This window comes from Snodgrassella sp. B3837 (assembly GCF_026535955.1).
Classification (GTDB): domain Bacteria; phylum Pseudomonadota; class Gammaproteobacteria; order Burkholderiales; family Neisseriaceae; genus Snodgrassella; species Snodgrassella alvi_E.
Map to the genome: position 1 here is coordinate 109,536 of NZ_JAFNPI010000011.1, position 14,423 is coordinate 123,958.

The following is a 14,423-nucleotide window of genomic DNA, read 5'->3' on the forward strand; positions in this document are numbered from 1 at the left end:
CATTAAAATATACAATCGAAATTGATAAAATACATTATTTTACCAATGATGAACAATTCATAAATAGTGATTGAAGTACATTCTTATTTTAATTACAATGATAAATTATTAGTTGGGTTATTGATTGATTTTTAGGTAACAAACAATGTGTTGCAGTTACATTAATAGCAATAACCTAACACGAACAGAAAGGATAGGCATGAATACAGCTTTTGCATTACCCGTGCCGACTGGGCATGGTAGTTTGGAGCAATACATTCATACCGTAAATAATATTCCTATGCTTTCTCCCGAGGAAGAACAGGATTTAGCGGTACGCCAGACCGAAGGAGATTTAGAGGCTGCAAAAAAATTGATTCTGTCACACTTGCGTGTAGTGGTTTCTATTGCACGTGGATATGATGGTTATGGCCTGAATCAGGCTGATTTGATTCAGGAAGGCAATATTGGTTTGATGAAAGCCGTAAAACGTTTTCAGCCTAGCCGGGGCGTACGATTATTTTCGTTTGCGGTACATTGGATCAAAGCAGAAATTCATGAATTTATTTTACGTAACTGGCGCTTAGTACGTGTAGCTACCACCAAACCGCAGCGTAAACTGTTTTTTAATTTACGTAGCATGCGTAAATCAATGGCCGCTTTAAGTAATAAAGAAGCCCAGTCCATTGCAGATGATCTTGGCGTAAAATTGTCAGAAGTGCTGGAAATGGAACAGCGCATGACTGGTAAGGATATGTCTTTACTGGCTGAAAATGATGATGAAGACAATTTTGCACCGATAGACTGGTTAACAGACAGTTCTAACGAACCAACACAGGTACTGGCTCAGCAAGCTCATTACGCTTTACAGACTGATGGTCTGCAAACAGCTCTGGCCAAATTAGATGAACGCAGCCGTCATATTGTGGAAAGTCGCTGGCTTGCGGATGATGGCGGATTAACCTTACATGATCTGGCTGGTGAATATGGTGTTTCTGCCGAACGTATTCGTCAGATTGAAGCTAAAGCAATGCAGAAATTACGTGGTTATTTGGCCGAAGCAGAATGATGAAGTTGAATAAAAAAACCGGATTGAAGAATTTATTCAATCCGGTTTTTTTAATGAAACAATGGTTGATTGAGCTATTTTACTAATTATTATCATTCAATCGTAAAACTGAATTTATGGCATGTTAATATAAAACCATGTTTCAGGTATAAGTGATGCATATTAGTGTTATCAGATGAAACACTTGAATCTGCATGAATACACTTACATTGTTCTTTAAGTCCGATGGCTTTCAATGCATCTAATATTTGGCTGATCTGATGATCCTGAACCGGTAAGTGATGGCTGGCCAAATCATCTATATGTAAATGTCGTCCGGCTGTGAAGTTGGTGACGATACGAAATCCGCAAACAGTTACTGCATTTTGTTTACCTTCTTCAAATATTCCCAGCAATCTATAACCTTCTGCTTGCTGAATAGTTACCAATTCCTGAAACTGTGTGATATCCCGAATATCAGGATGTAACATATGTAATGCAGCAAAGGCAGAGCTTATTTCGGCTGGTTTCAGTTCTCGTAATTGACTGACTGGAATCTGAGAAATTGTTTCGACAGAGGTTGAAGAGTCGATTTGTTTGGTGTGTTTCGCTACGATATTTTCCTGTGCAACAGCATCTGTCAGGCTGATTTGTCTGTGTTCCTGTTCTTCTAATAAAGCTTTGCAATCCAGAATGCGCAGATCGTTATCGTGCGCAAAATCCATCATGAAATTAAAGGCTGTGGCGCTAATCTGTTCTAGCTTGCGATCGACTGCTACGCAGCGGATATTATCAACCAGAATAGGACGAACCCATTGGTGATAAGACAGTCTGTGTCCTTGATCGAAAGAAGACAATACCCCGCATAAACGTTCAGCCCAGTCACTTGGGCGAAAGCGTTTACCATTACTTGTCATGCCTTGAATAACGATTTCGTATGGATTGCAAATTAGCATGCTGGCCTCTTAACAGAAACAAATGTTTCAATGACGTATATGTATTTATTTTGCTATTAGGGTGCAATTATACCTGATTGTATCTGTCAGATGCATGTCACTTGAGTGGGGCTGTTCTAAGAATAGTTATAAATTTCAAAGGGTATATGTAGTTTTATAACATTGAAGTTTGGCTTTAGGAAAAAAGACTGATTGAGGTAAAGAAAATTTCCAAAAGGGAGCCACCAATCATTTGTTGTTTTGAATTAATATTTATGATGATTGTGCTTAAATAATTATATTTTTGATTGTAATTGTTTAGTTTCATGCCTTATATGGGGATTGCTTCATCAAAAGATAGAGATCAAATCAACAGAACACGGCATTTGATACCTCAGTAATTTTGATACATCTTTGCAAATTTAAAAGAAAGATGTATGGTGTGATTAGTCACTTTAGATAACTGTAAACTACGCTACTTAGTTAAGTATACTGGTTTGAATAAATTATGGTTCTGCCTGATTGATGATAGATAGTGAAATTCGATGATGGGGTGTTATATGAAAAAAATCACTGCAATGATTAAACCATTCAAATTGGATGATGTTCGTGAAGCATTGGCTGAGATAGGTGTACAAGGAATGACGGTAAGTGAGGTAAAAGGTTTTGGCCGGCAAAAAGGGCATACTGAAATTTATCGTGGAGCGGAATATGAAGTGGATTTTTTACCCAAAATCAAAATGGAAATTGTTCTGACGGAAGAACTGGTTGAGCGTGCTATTGAAGTGATTGTTACTTGTGCCAGAACAGGTAAGGTGGGTGACGGTAAAGTATTTGTTTCGCATGTCGATGAGGTAGTGCGTATCCGTACCGGAGAATCAGGTGATGCGGCGGTGTAAATACAGACGTATTATTTAATAAGGAAATAAAATGAATCAAATAAATAAATGTTTGTTAGCTGCTCCCTTGCTGATGCCATTGCCGCTGCTAGCAGGCGATTTGTCCGACTGGTGGCGGCCACTGTCGGAAATAAATGCTGGTAATACTGCATGGGTGATGACATCCGCCGTACTTGTTTTGCTGATGACCGTACCAGGACTTGCATTGTTTTATGGCGGTATGGTGCGCAAAAAAAATGTGTTAGGTACCATGATGCACAGTTTTGTTGTGGCAGCATTGGTCAGTGTTTTGTGGATGATAGTAGGATACTCACTGGCTTTTACTCCAGGAAATGCTTTCATTGGCGGGCTAGACAGATTTATGCTTGTTGGCATGGGATTGGATAAAACCAGAGAAATGGCTACCATCGTAAATGGTAGTGGTACTGTTCCCGAGTCCGTATTTATGTTTTTCCAAATGACGTTTGCGATTATTTCTACTGCGATTGTTACCGGTGCTTTTGCTGAGCGTCTTAAATTCTCTGCATTATTGGTTTTTTCTGGATTGTGGGTAACTTTAGTTTACGCTCCGGTTTGTCACTGGGTATGGGGTGGTGGCTTTATGGCTGACTCACATACGCCAGTTCTTGATTTTGCGGGGGGTACTGTCGTTCATATTAATGCCGGTATTGCTGGTCTGGTAGCGGCATTGGTAATTGGTAAACGTCTCGGTTATGGCAAAGATGTTATGGCTCCTCATAATATGGTATTAACATTAACTGGTGCTGCGATGTTATGGGTGGGCTGGTTTGGTTTTAATGCTGGTTCTGCAGGTGCGGCGGATGCTTCAGCGGGCATGGCTATGGCGGTCACTCAGGTAGCGGCGGCTTCAGCTGCATTGACATGGATGCTTTGTGAAAAATTGGCCGGACATAAACCCTCTGCTTTAGGGATGGCTTCCGGAGCCGTATCCGGACTGGTTGGGATTACACCGGCTGCTGGCTTTGTTGGTCCTCAGGCTGCACTGGTAATTGGCATTCTAACGGCGGTAGCAGCATATTTTGCTGCTGTGTTTTTAAAACGCAGATTTGGCTATGATGATTCGCTTGATGCTTTCGGTATTCATGGTTTTGGCGGAATAGTGGGTTCGATCTTAACCGGTATGCTATTCAGTAATGCTATTTTCGGAGGTGAATCCACTGTTGGCAGTCAACTGCTGGCACAAGTTAAAGACGTTGCAATTACCGTTGTTTATAGTGTAGTAATGACATATCTGATTCTTAAAATAGCAGCACTAGCATGCCGTGGTTTGCGTATCGATCATGATGCTGAGCGTGAAGGCATGGATGTCAGCATTCATGGTGAACGTATTGAATAATTAATTTGTTTGTGCAGAAAATAAAACAAGCTGGCCGGTATTGTTTACGGCCAGCTTCTTATTTTTTAGACAGATTTATTTTCTTAGCGGTATAAATAATGACGCAAAAACCGCAGTGCATATTCCACAGCCTGTGCTCGAATGACGTCACGATCTCCCTTGAAAAGGTGTTGTTTGGCCCAAATGCGTTGTTTGGTAGCCAATCCGAACCAGACCGTGCCAACAGGTTTTTCAGTACTGCCGCCAGTTGGTCCGGCAATACCGGAGATAGAAAGGGCATAATCAGCTTTGGCGTCAATCAGTGCTCCTAGAGCCATTTCACGTACACATTCTTCACTTACAGCACCATAATGTCGTAAAGTAACTTCATTAACATTGAGCAAGTGTTGCTTTGCTTGATTGCTGTAAGTTACATAGCCCATATTAAACCAGCCGGAACTTCCTGGAAGTTGAGTTAACTCAGCTGCCAGTAGGCCACCGGTACAAGATTCTGCACAGGTTACAGTGTGTCCGAGTTCTTCTAGTTTTGTGGTGATATCATGCAGGGTTTGTCTCATGGTGATGTTTTCTAAAGTAGTCTATGAGGCCATTGGTAGATGCATCATGGCTAAGCGTATCTGTGTTGCTCAATTCGGGTTCTATGTGTTTCGCCAGAACTTTTCCGTACTCTACGCCCCATTGGTCGAAAGAGTTTATCCCCCATACCACGCCCTGAACGAAGACTTTATGTTCATACATGGCTAGCAACATCCCCAGATTAAAAGGATTGATTTCATCTAGCAGCAAGGTATTAGATGGTTGATTACCAGGAAATACTTTTTGTGGAGCCATGATATCACGACGTTTATTGTCTAAAGTCATGAGTTCTGCATAGGCTTCAGCCAGTGTTTTGCCATGCATTAAGGCCTCAGTCTGAGCAAATGCATTGGCTACAAGTACCTTGTGTTGCGTACTGACACGGTAGAAACTGTTAATCGGAATGATAAAGTCAGAGGATATCAGACGTGGCCCTTGATGAAGGAGCTGAAAAAAAGCATGCTGGCAGTTTACGCCCTCTTCACCCCAGATGATTGGCCCCGTATCAAAATCCAGTCGCTCTCCATAACGGCTTACCTGTTTGCCATTACTTTCCATATCCAGTTGTTGTAAATGTGCTGCGAGACGGCGCAATCCGTGGTCATACGGGATAATTGCATGGCTGGTGGTGGTATAAAATGTGTGATACCACAGGCCAATCAAACCAAGTAAAACGGGAATGTTGTGTCTTAATGGCGCATGAAAGAAATGTTCATCCATTGCCCGACCGCCGGCGAGGAAATTTTGAAAGTTATCTTTACCAATGGCAAAGATAACTGACAGACCAATTGTTGACCAGACAGAGTAGCGACCGCCCACCCACTCAAACATAGCGTATATGTGCTCAGGTTTTATGCCAAAAGCCTGTGCTTTATCAATTGCACTGGTAATAGCAATGAAATGGCGGCCGATATCAGTTTCACGCAAGCCATGCTGTATAAACCAGCTTCGTGCAGTCTGTGCGTTCAGTAAGGTTTCTGGTGTAGTAAAGGATTTGCTGGCAATAATAAAAATTGTTGTAGCAGGGTTTACTTTTTCTAATACCTGCGTCAAATTGGCGCCATCAACATTGGCTACATAATGAATATTCAATCCAGATTGCTGAAACGGTCGTAATGCCAATGTAACCATTTCCGGCCCTAAATGAGAACCACCAATACCGATGTTGATAATATCCGTAATACGGTTTCCCTGAGCTCCTGTGTATTCTCCACAACGAACCGCTTCGGCAAAGCTATAGGCACGTTCAAGTTCATGATGAATATCGGGAACGATATTGTGATCATCGACATAGACTTCAGCCTGAGGGGGAAGCCGGAGCGCTGTGTGCAACACTGCGCGGTTTTCACTGACATTGATTTTTTCGCCGCGCCGCATTTTATCTGTCCAGCCTCGTACATCGGCAATATTGGCCAGCTCTATTAATAATGTCAGAGTATCTTCAGTAATGCGGTTTTTGCTGTAATCCAGTAATAGGCCATTTAATTGCTCATGCATTTGTTCAAAACGATCCGGCTGTTGCCGAAATAGATCACGCATGTGCAAAAAACGGGTACTGCGCTGATGTTGATGTAGCTGTGCCCAGATGGCTGTCTGATTAATAGGACAAGATGGATTCATCATAACCGGAAAATTTTTCAGCAAAGAATAAAGGCGGAGTATACAAAATCAGGCAGATACTGTTAAGAAATGTTTGCGATAATAAGCCATTTCTTCAATACTTTCCTTAATATCATCCAGAGCCTGATGAGCGCCTTTTTTGCTTATACCCTTTGCAACAGGCGGGTTCCAACGTTTAGCCAATTCTTTTAATGTAGATACATCCAAATTGCGATAGTGAAAGTAAGCTTCCAGTTTCGGCATATATCGCACCATAAAGCGACGGTCCTGATGAATCGAATTGCCGCACATTGGTGAAGCTTTTTCGGGTACCCACTCACTGATAAAGGCTAACAATTTTTCTTCCGCTTCCGCTTCAGTCAAGGTAGAAGCCCTTACTTTATCTATCAAGCCTGTACGTGTGTGGGTAGACGTATTCCATTTGTCCATATGATTAATAATACTATCTGGCTGATGAATAACTAGTACTTCAGACTGAGCTAAAATATTAAGATCACTATCGGTTATGATCATGGCGACTTCAATAATCCGGTCAGTATCCGGATTTAAGCCAGTCATTTCCATATCCAGCCAGACAAGATTTTTATCGTTTTGCATATCTTAATCTTGATTGATAACAAAACATCATTTTAGCTGCTTTCTCTAATGGCTGATAGCTTATTTTTTTACGGTAAATTAAAAGATAATTTGAAAATTTATTCTGGTTTAGAAACTAATAAATACAGGCATGAAAATTTATTAAACAGGCTAAAAGCGTGGTAAATTTCTATTTAAAAAAAGGGATTTTCGAATTGCCGCTTTTATCCACCCATAACGTACAAACTCCGCTACAATCATTATTTTTAAGCTATAGTGTGTTTTTATGGCGTTTTATCTTTCTGCCCAAACAGTCTATCTACTATTTCTTTTATTTTTCGTATCTACAACCTGTGGTCAGTTGTATCTGTCTGTACGTCAGAGTAAAGCTGTATTAGCGCATCGAAGCCGCGTACCTGCTGCATTCTTAGCCAACGTATCACTGGATGAGCATCAGAAAGCAGCAGATTACACTTTAGCCAAACAACGTCTGGCTCGTTACGAAATACTGTTTCAGGCATTGTTGCTATTGGTGTTTACACTTGGCGGCGGGTTAGATTTGTTGGCACGTCTAAGTCAAAAGTGGACACACCACGATATAGTACAAGGAATTTTGTTAATTGGTTTGTTTGCACTGGTGAATATGGTATTGGGCTGGCCATTAGCATGGTATCGCAGCTTTTGCCTTGAAGCTAAATTCGGTTTTAACAAAATGACACCAGCTACGTTTATTGCTGATCAATTCAAAGGATGTTTGCTGGCTATTATTGTTGGCTTACCTTTGCTATACATCATACTATTAATCATGCAGATTCTGATTGCAGCAAACTGGTTCGGAGGTGCATGGTGGCTTGTGGTTTGGCTGGTTTGGGTAAGTTTTTCTTTGTTATTGATGTGGGCATTTCCTAAATGGATTGCTCCATTATTTAATAAATTTGAACCATTACAAGATGATGTCATGCGTGCTCGTATCGAAAATCTGCTACAACGTACAGGCTTTCACAGTGATGGAATTTTTGTCATGGATGGATCCAAACGTAGCGGACATGGTAATGCATACTTTACAGGTCTTGGGAAGCACAAGCGCATTGTATTTTTTGATACCCTTCTAAAAGATATGCAAGTAAACGAAGTTGAAGCCGTGCTGGCGCACGAATTAGGACATTTTGCTCACAAGCATGTATTCAAGCAAATGATTGTTACTTTTATACTTGCCTTAATTGTATTTGCGGTTTTAGGTTGGCTATTGCCCCAGGCGGGTTTTTATCTGGGGCTGGGTGTGCATGAACCCAGTCATGCCATGGCCTTATTATTGTTTATGCTGGTGCTACCACTGTTTACTTTCCCATTTTCACCACTGGCAAGTGTTTTGTCTCGTAAAAATGAATTTGAAGCCGACCGGTTTGCAGCTAAATATGCCCATGCTGAGGATTTAATTCAGGCGCTGACCAAACTCTACCGTAGCAATGCTGCCAGTCTCGTCTCAGATATCTGGTATTCTCGCTTTTATGATTCTCATCCTGGTGCACGAGAACGTATTGCGGCACTTCAGACAGCAATAAAGGCACATTAGGACATTAGGAATGGTGCAGCAGACGGATAAGTTATTAACGGCGCAAATTGTTACCAGTTTCGGTCGGCGTTTTCAGGTGCGTACTGCCGCCGGAAAAATGTACGAGGCTACTACCCGAAAAAAAAGAATAGATTTTGCTTGCGGTGATATTGTGTATATCGGGCATATCAACCAACAACAAGCCGTGATTGAAGATTATTTACCCCGTCGCAGCCTGCTATACCGTCAGGATGCAACACGCACTAAGCTTATAGCAGCCAATGTTACTCTGATGCTAATAGTGCTGGCGGCGGTACCTACACCAAGTGAATTGTTGTTGCAGCGGGCATTGCTGGCAGCTGAAGCGGCAGACATAACGCCACTGATTATTTTAAATAAGGCTGACTTACCTCAGAATGCTGAATGGTTGGTAAAACTAACTTATTATCAGAGCCTCGGCTATAAGGTAATCAACATCAGCGCTCTGAATGATATAACTCTGTTGCGTGAACATTTACAGGGTGAATGTGCTATCCTGCTAGGACAGTCCGGCATGGGTAAATCTACTTTAACCAATGCCCTTCTGGGTAAAGAGCAGGCTCGGGTGGGTACGATTTCATCTGCGCTGGATTCCGGACGTCATACCACAACTCATGCGCAGTTATATGATCTCAATACTGAGAGTCAGTTAATCGATTCACCCGGGTTGCAGGCATTTGGGCTGCATTATTTACATACAGGCGATTTGCTGCATTACTTTCCTGATATGCGTTCTTATATCGGTCAATGCCGATTTCATAATTGCACCCACCGTCAGGAGCCGGGCTGCGCTCTCAAGCAAGCATTAGCTGAAGGTAAACTAAAACCAGAGAGGTTGCGTTTTCTGCAAAATATCACAGATGAATTAAGCAAATGACATCTACTAACAAACAAAAAATGCAGCTAAACGATTGATATTTCATGACGATAAAACGTCTAAACCTAATCTAGACTTTATCAGTAAGGCGTAATCGTTGTTTTTACCTAAAAATCCGTGCTTTAGTTACATAAAAAATTGATTCAAGCAGAATAAACATGATATTATCACAATCTTGCCGATTTTACGTCGGCAAGATTCTTTATTTGTGCGAGGCCAATCAATCGTAATTGGTCCCTTTATAAAAGGAAATAACTATGACTTTAGGTCTGGTTGGGCGCAAAGTAGGCATGACGCGCGTGTTCGATGAGAACGGCGCATCCGTTCCAGTAACCGTACTGGATATGTCTGCTAACCGCGTCACTCAACTCAAATCCGAAGCTACCGACGGCTATACTGCCGTACAGGTGACTTTTGGTCAGAAAAAAGCCAATCGCGTAAGCAAGGCACAGGCAGGTCACTTTGCCAAAGCTGGTGTTGAAGCCGGACGCGGTTTGGTTGAATTTGCTGTTTCTGCTGAAAAACTGGCTGAATTGTCTGCAGGTGCTGAAATCAATGTCGGCATGTTTGCAGCAGGTCAGTTGATTGATGTCACTGGTACCAGCAAAGGTAAAGGCTTTTCTGGCACCATCAAACGTCACAATTTTGGTTCTCAGCGTGCTTCTCACGGTAACTCCCGTTCTCATCGCGTACCTGGTTCAACTGGTATGGCGCAGGATCCGGGTCGCGTATTCCCGGGTAAACGTATGGCTGGTCAGTACGGTAACGTTAAATCCACCATTCAGAATCTCGAAATCGTACGCGTAGATACCGAACGTCAGCTGCTGCTGGTGAAAGGTGCGGTGCCCGGTGCGGTTAACAGCAACGTTGTCGTGCGTCCGAGCGTGAAGGTAGGTGCGTAATGGAACTGAAATTAATTGATGCTCAAGGTCAGGTTGCAGGTGCGGTTGCTGCTTCTGACGCGTTGTTTGCACGTGAATACAATAAAGATCTGGTTCACCAGCTTGTAACGGCCTTTTTGGCTAATGCTCGCTCTGGTAACCGTTCACAGCTGACTCGTGCTGAAGTAAAACATTCCACTAAAAAACCATGGCGTCAGAAAGGAACTGGCCGTGCCCGTTCTGGTATGACTTCTTCTCCGCTGTGGCGCAGTGGTGGTCGTGCGTTCCCAAATAAACCAGATGAAAACTTTACCCAGAAAGTAAATCGCAAGATGTACCGTGCGGGTATGGCAGCTATTCTGTCTCAGCTGGTACGTAATGAACGCCTGTTTGTAATTGACGAATTATCTGCTGCTACACCTAAAACCAAAGCCTTTGCCGAACAGGTGAAAAATCTGGGTATGGAACAAGTACTGTTCATCACCAAACAGTTGGATGAAAACGTTTATCTGTCCAGCCGTAACCTGCCAAATGTACTGGTTTTGGAAGCACAGCAAACTGATCCGTACAATCTGTTACGCTTTAAGAAAGTAGTGCTTACCAAAGCAGCAGTTGCACAACTTGAGGAGCAATGGGTATGAATCAACAACGTTTAATGCAAGTGCTCTTGGCTCCTGTTGTTTCTGAAAAAAGCAACATGCTGGCTGAAAAACGCAACCAGATGACGTTTAAAGTATTGCCAAATGCCACCAAGCCTGAAATCAAGGCAGCCGTGGAACTATTATTTAATGTGAAAGTGGACTCAGTAGCCACCACCATCATTAAAGGCAAAAATAAACGTTTTGGCCGTACCATCGGTAAGCGCAGTGATGTCAAAAAAGCTTATGTCAGTCTTGCGGCTGGTCAGGAGCTGGACATTGAATCTGCTGCCGCTTCTGCAGATAAGGAATAAGCACTATGGCTATTGTTAAAATGAAGCCGACTTCTGCTGGCCGTCGCGGCATGGTACGCGTGGTAACAGAAGGCTTGCACAAAGGTGCTCCATATGCACCATTATTGGAAAAACAGTCTTCAACTGCTGGCCGTAACCACGGTGGTCGCATTACCACTCGCCATAAAGGTGGTGGTCACAAGCATCACTACCGTGTTGTAGACTTCAAACGTAACGACAAAGACGGTATCGCTGCTAAAGTTGAACGCATTGAGTATGACCCAAACCGTACCGCCCATATTGCCTTGTTGTGCTTCGCCGATGGTGAGCGCCGTTATATCATTGCTCCACGCAATGTACAGGTTGGTGCTGTGCTGGTTTCCGGTTCCGAAGCTGCAATCAAAGCAGGTAACAACCTGCCTATTCGCAATATTCCGGTTGGTACTACACTGCACTGTATCGAAATGAAGCCGGGTAAAGGCGCACAGATTGCTCGTTCCGCTGGCGCATCTGCCGTACTTCTTGCAAAAGAAGGTGTATATGCTCAGTTGCGTCTGCGTTCTGGTGAAGTGCGAAAAATTCACGTTGACTGCCGTGCCACTATTGGTGAAGTAGGCAACGAAGAGCAAAGCCTGCAAAAACTGGGTAAAGCTGGTGCCAAACGCTGGCGCGGTGTTCGTCCGACCGTTCGCGGTGTAGTAATGAACCCAGTAGATCACCCGCATGGTGGTGGTGAAGGTCGTACAGGTGAAGCCCGCGAACCGGTTAGCCCATGGGGTACACCGACCAAAGGCTATCGTACTCGTCGTAATAAACGCACGAACAACATGATTGTTCGCCGCCGTTACTCAAATAAAGGTTAACTGATATGGCTCGTTCATTGAAAAAAGGCCCATATGTCGACCTGCATTTACTGAAAAAAGTCGATGCGGCTCGTGCTAATAACGACAAGCGCCCGATTAAAACCTGGTCACGTCGTTCCACTATTCTGCCTGATTTTATCGGTTTGACCATCGCTGTACACAACGGCCGTACCCACGTGCCCGTGTTTATTAGCGACAACATGGTAGGCCATAAATTGGGTGAGTTCTCATTGACCCGTACCTTCAAAGGCCATCTGGCTGATAAGAAGGCTAAAAAATAAGGGATAAAACATGAGAGTTAGTGCACAACACAAAAATGCCCGCATTTCTGCGCAAAAAGCCCGTCTTGTTGCTGACTTGGTGCGTGGCAAAGATATTGCCCAAGCGTTGAATATTTTGACATTCAGCCCCAAAAAAGGTGCTGAGCTGATCAAAAAAGTACTGGAGTCTGCTGTGGCCAATGCCGAGCATAACGAAGGTGCTGATATTGACGAATTGAAAGTGGTTACCATTTATGTCGACAAAGGTCCGAGCCTGAAACGTTTTCAGGCACGTGCCAAAGGTCGTGGTAATCGCATCGAAAAACAAACTTGTCACATCAACGTGATTGTGGGCAACTAAGGAAAAGCGATGGGACAAAAAATTAACCCTACAGGCTTTCGCCTGGCAGTGAATAAAGATTGGTCTTCCAAATGGTTTGCCAAAAGCGGCGACTTTTCCAAAGTGCTGAAAGAAGATATTGACGTACGTAATTTTCTGCGCAAACGACTGGCTAATGCTTCTGTTGGTCGCGTAGTTATTGAGCGTCCGGCTAAATCTGCACGTATTACCATTTATAGTGCCCGTCCGGGAATTGTGATTGGTAAAAAAGGTGAAGACATCGAAGTATTAAAACGTGATTTGCAGAAAATCATGGGTGTGCCGGTACATGTCAACATCGAAGAAATCCGTAAACCGGAAATTGATGCACAAATTATTGCTGATAATATTGCAGCCCAGTTGGAAAAACGTGTAATGTTTCGCCGTGCCATGAAACGCGCTATGCAAAATGCCATGCGTGTTGGTGCCAAAGGTATCAAAATCATGTCTTCCGGACGATTAAACGGTATTGAAATTGCTCGTACCGAATGGTATCGCGAAGGTCGTGTGCCTCTGCATACCCTGCGTGCTAATGTGGACTACGCAACCAGCGAAGCCAAAACCACATACGGCATCATCGGTATAAAAGTTTGGGTTTACAAAGGTGAACTGACACCAGGTGAAATTCAGGCCAAGCCGGAACAGGAAAAGAAACACAGCAGAAAGGCAGGTGGTCGAAATGCTGCAGCCAACTAGAATGAAATACCGCAAACAGCAGAAAGGCCGCAATACCGGTATTGCTACTCGTGGCAATAAAGTTAGCTTTGGTGATTTTGGTCTGAAAGCTGTGGGTCGTGGTCGTCTGACTGCACGCCAAATTGAAGCAGCACGTCGAGCAATGACACGTCATATCAAACGTGGCGGTCGCATCTGGATTCGTGTATTCCCGGATAAACCCATTACCGAGAAACCGATTCAGGTTCGTATGGGTGGCGGTAAAGGTAATGTTGAATATTACATCGCCGAAATTCAGCCGGGCAAAATGCTCTACGAAATGGACGGTGTAGATGAAACTTTGGCTCGTCAGGCTTTCGAGCTGGCTGCTGCCAAATTGCCGATTCAGACCGTATTTGTTAAACGCCAGGTAGGTCAATAATGAAAACCAGTGAATTGAAAGACAAATCTGTTGAGCAGTTAAACGAAGAACTGGTTGGCCTGCTGAAAGCGCAATTCGGATTGCGTATGCAGCATGCCACCGGCCAGCTGGGTAAAAACAGTGAGCTGAAAAAAGTGCGTCGTAATATTGCTCGTGTAAAAACCATTTTGCATCAGAAGGATGGTGAATAATGACTGAAGCTAAAAACGTACGTACTTTGCAGGGCAAAGTCGTGAGCGACAAAATGGATAAAACCGTAACCGTACTGGTTGAACGCAAAGTAAAGCACCCGTTGTATGGTAAGGTGATTCGTCGTTCGACTAAAATCCATGCCCACGATGAGCAAAACCAATACGGTATTGGTGACGTTGTTGTCATTTCCGAAGGTCGCCCAATGTCAAAAACCAAAAGCTGGGTTGTAACTGAGCTGATTGAAAAAGCACGCAATGTGTAATTAACACAACAAAGTGCTGCAATTAGGGAACGAAGTATTGCGACAATCCAATATTGTCTGTAAACTTCGTTCCTTAACTTTCAGTTTCCTGAAAGTTTCCG

General features: G+C 43.2%; 19 protein-coding genes. 15 read left to right on the forward strand and 4 right to left on the reverse strand.

Going from position 1 to position 14,423, the window contains the following annotated elements; translation table 11 throughout:
* The first annotated feature begins 199 nt into the window (after positions 1 to 199).
* Positions 200 to 1,048: an RNA polymerase sigma factor RpoH gene (gene rpoH / locus J3U67_RS04470; protein WP_100141113.1), complete on the forward strand. Its 849-nt coding sequence runs from the start codon at positions 200 to 202 to the stop codon at positions 1,046 to 1,048.
* A gap of 92 nt (positions 1,049 to 1,140) precedes the next feature.
* On the opposite strand, the gene J3U67_RS04475 is transcribed toward rpoH, so the two are convergent.
* The gene (locus J3U67_RS04475) at positions 1,141 to 1,983 is read right to left on the reverse strand and encodes a GNAT family N-acetyltransferase (protein WP_267390882.1); all 843 of its coding nucleotides are present in this window, start codon (positions 1,981 to 1,983) and stop codon (positions 1,141 to 1,143) included.
* Positions 1,984 to 2,522: 539 nt separating this feature from the next.
* Between J3U67_RS04475 and J3U67_RS04480 the strand changes: the two genes are divergently transcribed.
* Entirely contained in the window at positions 2,523 to 2,861 is a 339-nt protein-coding gene (locus tag J3U67_RS04480) for a P-II family nitrogen regulator (RefSeq protein WP_267390881.1), read from the forward strand.
* A 40-nt stretch (positions 2,862 to 2,901) separates the two neighbouring features.
* On the forward strand, positions 2,902 to 4,218 hold the full coding sequence (locus J3U67_RS04485) for an ammonium transporter (RefSeq protein ID WP_267404068.1): 1,317 nt from the start codon (positions 2,902 to 2,904) through the stop codon (positions 4,216 to 4,218).
* 83 nt (positions 4,219 to 4,301) lie between these two features.
* On the opposite strand, the gene J3U67_RS04490 is transcribed toward J3U67_RS04485, so the two are convergent.
* The 3 genes from J3U67_RS04490 to orn are packed head-to-tail and all read right to left on the reverse strand — an operon-like array spanning position 4,302 to position 7,011.
* The gene (locus tag J3U67_RS04490; protein WP_267390880.1) at positions 4,302 to 4,775 is read right to left on the reverse strand and encodes a CinA family protein; all 474 of its coding nucleotides are present in this window, start codon (positions 4,773 to 4,775) and stop codon (positions 4,302 to 4,304) included.
* On the reverse strand, positions 4,756 to 6,414 hold the full coding sequence (gene pgi, locus J3U67_RS04495) for a glucose-6-phosphate isomerase (RefSeq protein ID WP_267391032.1): 1,659 nt from the start codon (positions 6,412 to 6,414) through the stop codon (positions 4,756 to 4,758). The genes J3U67_RS04490 and pgi overlap by 20 nt, the downstream gene beginning before the upstream one ends.
* 48 nt (positions 6,415 to 6,462) lie before the next feature.
* Positions 6,463 to 7,011 (reverse strand): oligoribonuclease, encoded by a 549-nt coding sequence (gene orn / locus J3U67_RS04500; protein WP_100141117.1) that lies wholly within the window; start codon positions 7,009 to 7,011, stop codon positions 6,463 to 6,465.
* 265 nt (positions 7,012 to 7,276) lie between these two features.
* On the opposite strand from orn, the gene J3U67_RS04505 reads away from it, so the two are divergent.
* The 12 genes from J3U67_RS04505 to rpsQ all read left to right on the forward strand — a co-directional run bounded on the left by J3U67_RS04505 (position 7,277) and on the right by rpsQ (position 14,322).
* On the forward strand, positions 7,277 to 8,563 hold the full coding sequence (locus tag J3U67_RS04505; RefSeq protein ID WP_267390876.1) for a M48 family metallopeptidase: 1,287 nt from the start codon (positions 7,277 to 7,279) through the stop codon (positions 8,561 to 8,563).
* A gap of 10 nt (positions 8,564 to 8,573) precedes the next feature.
* Positions 8,574 to 9,458, forward strand: a complete 885-nt coding sequence (gene rsgA / locus J3U67_RS04510; RefSeq protein ID WP_267390875.1) for a ribosome small subunit-dependent GTPase A — start codon at positions 8,574 to 8,576, stop codon at positions 9,456 to 9,458.
* A gap of 257 nt (positions 9,459 to 9,715) precedes the next feature.
* Positions 9,716 to 10,360, forward strand: a complete 645-nt coding sequence (rplC, locus tag J3U67_RS04515) for a 50S ribosomal protein L3 (protein ID WP_100141120.1) — start codon at positions 9,716 to 9,718, stop codon at positions 10,358 to 10,360.
* Entirely contained in the window at positions 10,360 to 10,980 is a 621-nt protein-coding gene (rplD, locus tag J3U67_RS04520) for a 50S ribosomal protein L4 (RefSeq protein WP_267404013.1), read from the forward strand. Before rplC ends, rplD begins: the two co-directional genes overlap by 1 nt.
* Positions 10,977 to 11,291 (forward strand): 50S ribosomal protein L23, encoded by a 315-nt coding sequence (gene rplW / locus J3U67_RS04525; RefSeq protein WP_180295814.1) that lies wholly within the window; start codon positions 10,977 to 10,979, stop codon positions 11,289 to 11,291. The genes rplD and rplW overlap by 4 nt, the downstream gene beginning before the upstream one ends.
* A 5-nt stretch (positions 11,292 to 11,296) precedes the next feature.
* Complete coding sequence (gene rplB, locus J3U67_RS04530; RefSeq protein WP_100141122.1) at positions 11,297 to 12,133, forward strand: 50S ribosomal protein L2; 837 nt, start codon at positions 11,297 to 11,299, stop codon at positions 12,131 to 12,133.
* A gap of 5 nt (positions 12,134 to 12,138) precedes the next feature.
* Entirely contained in the window at positions 12,139 to 12,414 is a 276-nt protein-coding gene (gene rpsS / locus J3U67_RS04535) for a 30S ribosomal protein S19 (protein ID WP_025331704.1), read from the forward strand.
* A gap of 10 nt (positions 12,415 to 12,424) precedes the next feature.
* Complete coding sequence (gene rplV, locus J3U67_RS04540; protein ID WP_037406961.1) at positions 12,425 to 12,754, forward strand: 50S ribosomal protein L22; 330 nt, start codon at positions 12,425 to 12,427, stop codon at positions 12,752 to 12,754.
* 9 nt (positions 12,755 to 12,763) lie between these two features.
* Positions 12,764 to 13,468 carry a 30S ribosomal protein S3 gene (gene rpsC / locus J3U67_RS04545; RefSeq protein WP_100141123.1) on the forward strand — a complete coding sequence of 235 codons (705 nt, stop codon included), beginning with the start codon at positions 12,764 to 12,766 and terminating at the stop codon, positions 13,466 to 13,468.
* Positions 13,452 to 13,868, forward strand: coding sequence for a 50S ribosomal protein L16 (gene rplP / locus J3U67_RS04550; RefSeq protein WP_037394618.1), 417 nt, complete (start codon positions 13,452 to 13,454; stop codon positions 13,866 to 13,868). The genes rpsC and rplP overlap by 17 nt, the downstream gene beginning before the upstream one ends.
* Positions 13,868 to 14,059 carry a 50S ribosomal protein L29 gene (gene rpmC, locus J3U67_RS04555; protein ID WP_025331702.1) on the forward strand — a complete coding sequence of 64 codons (192 nt, stop codon included), beginning with the start codon at positions 13,868 to 13,870 and terminating at the stop codon, positions 14,057 to 14,059. Before rplP ends, rpmC begins: the two co-directional genes overlap by 1 nt.
* Positions 14,059 to 14,322: a 30S ribosomal protein S17 gene (gene rpsQ, locus J3U67_RS04560; protein ID WP_100141124.1), complete on the forward strand. Its 264-nt coding sequence runs from the start codon at positions 14,059 to 14,061 to the stop codon at positions 14,320 to 14,322. Before rpmC ends, rpsQ begins: the two co-directional genes overlap by 1 nt.
* Positions 14,323 to 14,423 lie beyond the last annotated feature (101 nt).

Coding starts and splice junctions, on each gene's coding strand:
- rpmC (WP_025331702.1), top strand. CDS start 13,868: ATGAAAACCAGTGAATTGAAAGACAAATCTGTTGAGCAGTTAAACGAA.
- rsgA (WP_267390875.1), top strand. CDS start 8,574: ATGGTGCAGCAGACGGATAAGTTATTAACGGCGCAAATTGTTACCAGT.
- rpsC (WP_100141123.1), top strand. CDS start 12,764: ATGGGACAAAAAATTAACCCTACAGGCTTTCGCCTGGCAGTGAATAAA.
- rplW (WP_180295814.1), top strand. CDS start 10,977: ATGAATCAACAACGTTTAATGCAAGTGCTCTTGGCTCCTGTTGTTTCT.
- rplP (WP_037394618.1), top strand. CDS start 13,452: ATGCTGCAGCCAACTAGAATGAAATACCGCAAACAGCAGAAAGGCCGC.
- rpsQ (WP_100141124.1), top strand. CDS start 14,059: ATGACTGAAGCTAAAAACGTACGTACTTTGCAGGGCAAAGTCGTGAGC.
- orn (WP_100141117.1), bottom strand. CDS start 7,011: ATGCAAAACGATAAAAATCTTGTCTGGCTGGATATGGAAATGACTGGC.
- rplD (WP_267404013.1), top strand. CDS start 10,360: ATGGAACTGAAATTAATTGATGCTCAAGGTCAGGTTGCAGGTGCGGTT.
- rpoH (WP_100141113.1), top strand. CDS start 200: ATGAATACAGCTTTTGCATTACCCGTGCCGACTGGGCATGGTAGTTTG.
- J3U67_RS04490 (WP_267390880.1), bottom strand. CDS start 4,775: ATGAGACAAACCCTGCATGATATCACCACAAAACTAGAAGAACTCGGA.
- rpsS (WP_025331704.1), top strand. CDS start 12,139: ATGGCTCGTTCATTGAAAAAAGGCCCATATGTCGACCTGCATTTACTG.
- pgi (WP_267391032.1), bottom strand. CDS start 6,414: ATGAATCCATCTTGTCCTATTAATCAGACAGCCATCTGGGCACAGCTA.
- rplB (WP_100141122.1), top strand. CDS start 11,297: ATGGCTATTGTTAAAATGAAGCCGACTTCTGCTGGCCGTCGCGGCATG.
- J3U67_RS04480 (WP_267390881.1), top strand. CDS start 2,523: ATGAAAAAAATCACTGCAATGATTAAACCATTCAAATTGGATGATGTT.
- J3U67_RS04505 (WP_267390876.1), top strand. CDS start 7,277: ATGGCGTTTTATCTTTCTGCCCAAACAGTCTATCTACTATTTCTTTTA.
- rplV (WP_037406961.1), top strand. CDS start 12,425: ATGAGAGTTAGTGCACAACACAAAAATGCCCGCATTTCTGCGCAAAAA.
- J3U67_RS04475 (WP_267390882.1), bottom strand. CDS start 1,983: ATGCTAATTTGCAATCCATACGAAATCGTTATTCAAGGCATGACAAGT.
- rplC (WP_100141120.1), top strand. CDS start 9,716: ATGACTTTAGGTCTGGTTGGGCGCAAAGTAGGCATGACGCGCGTGTTC.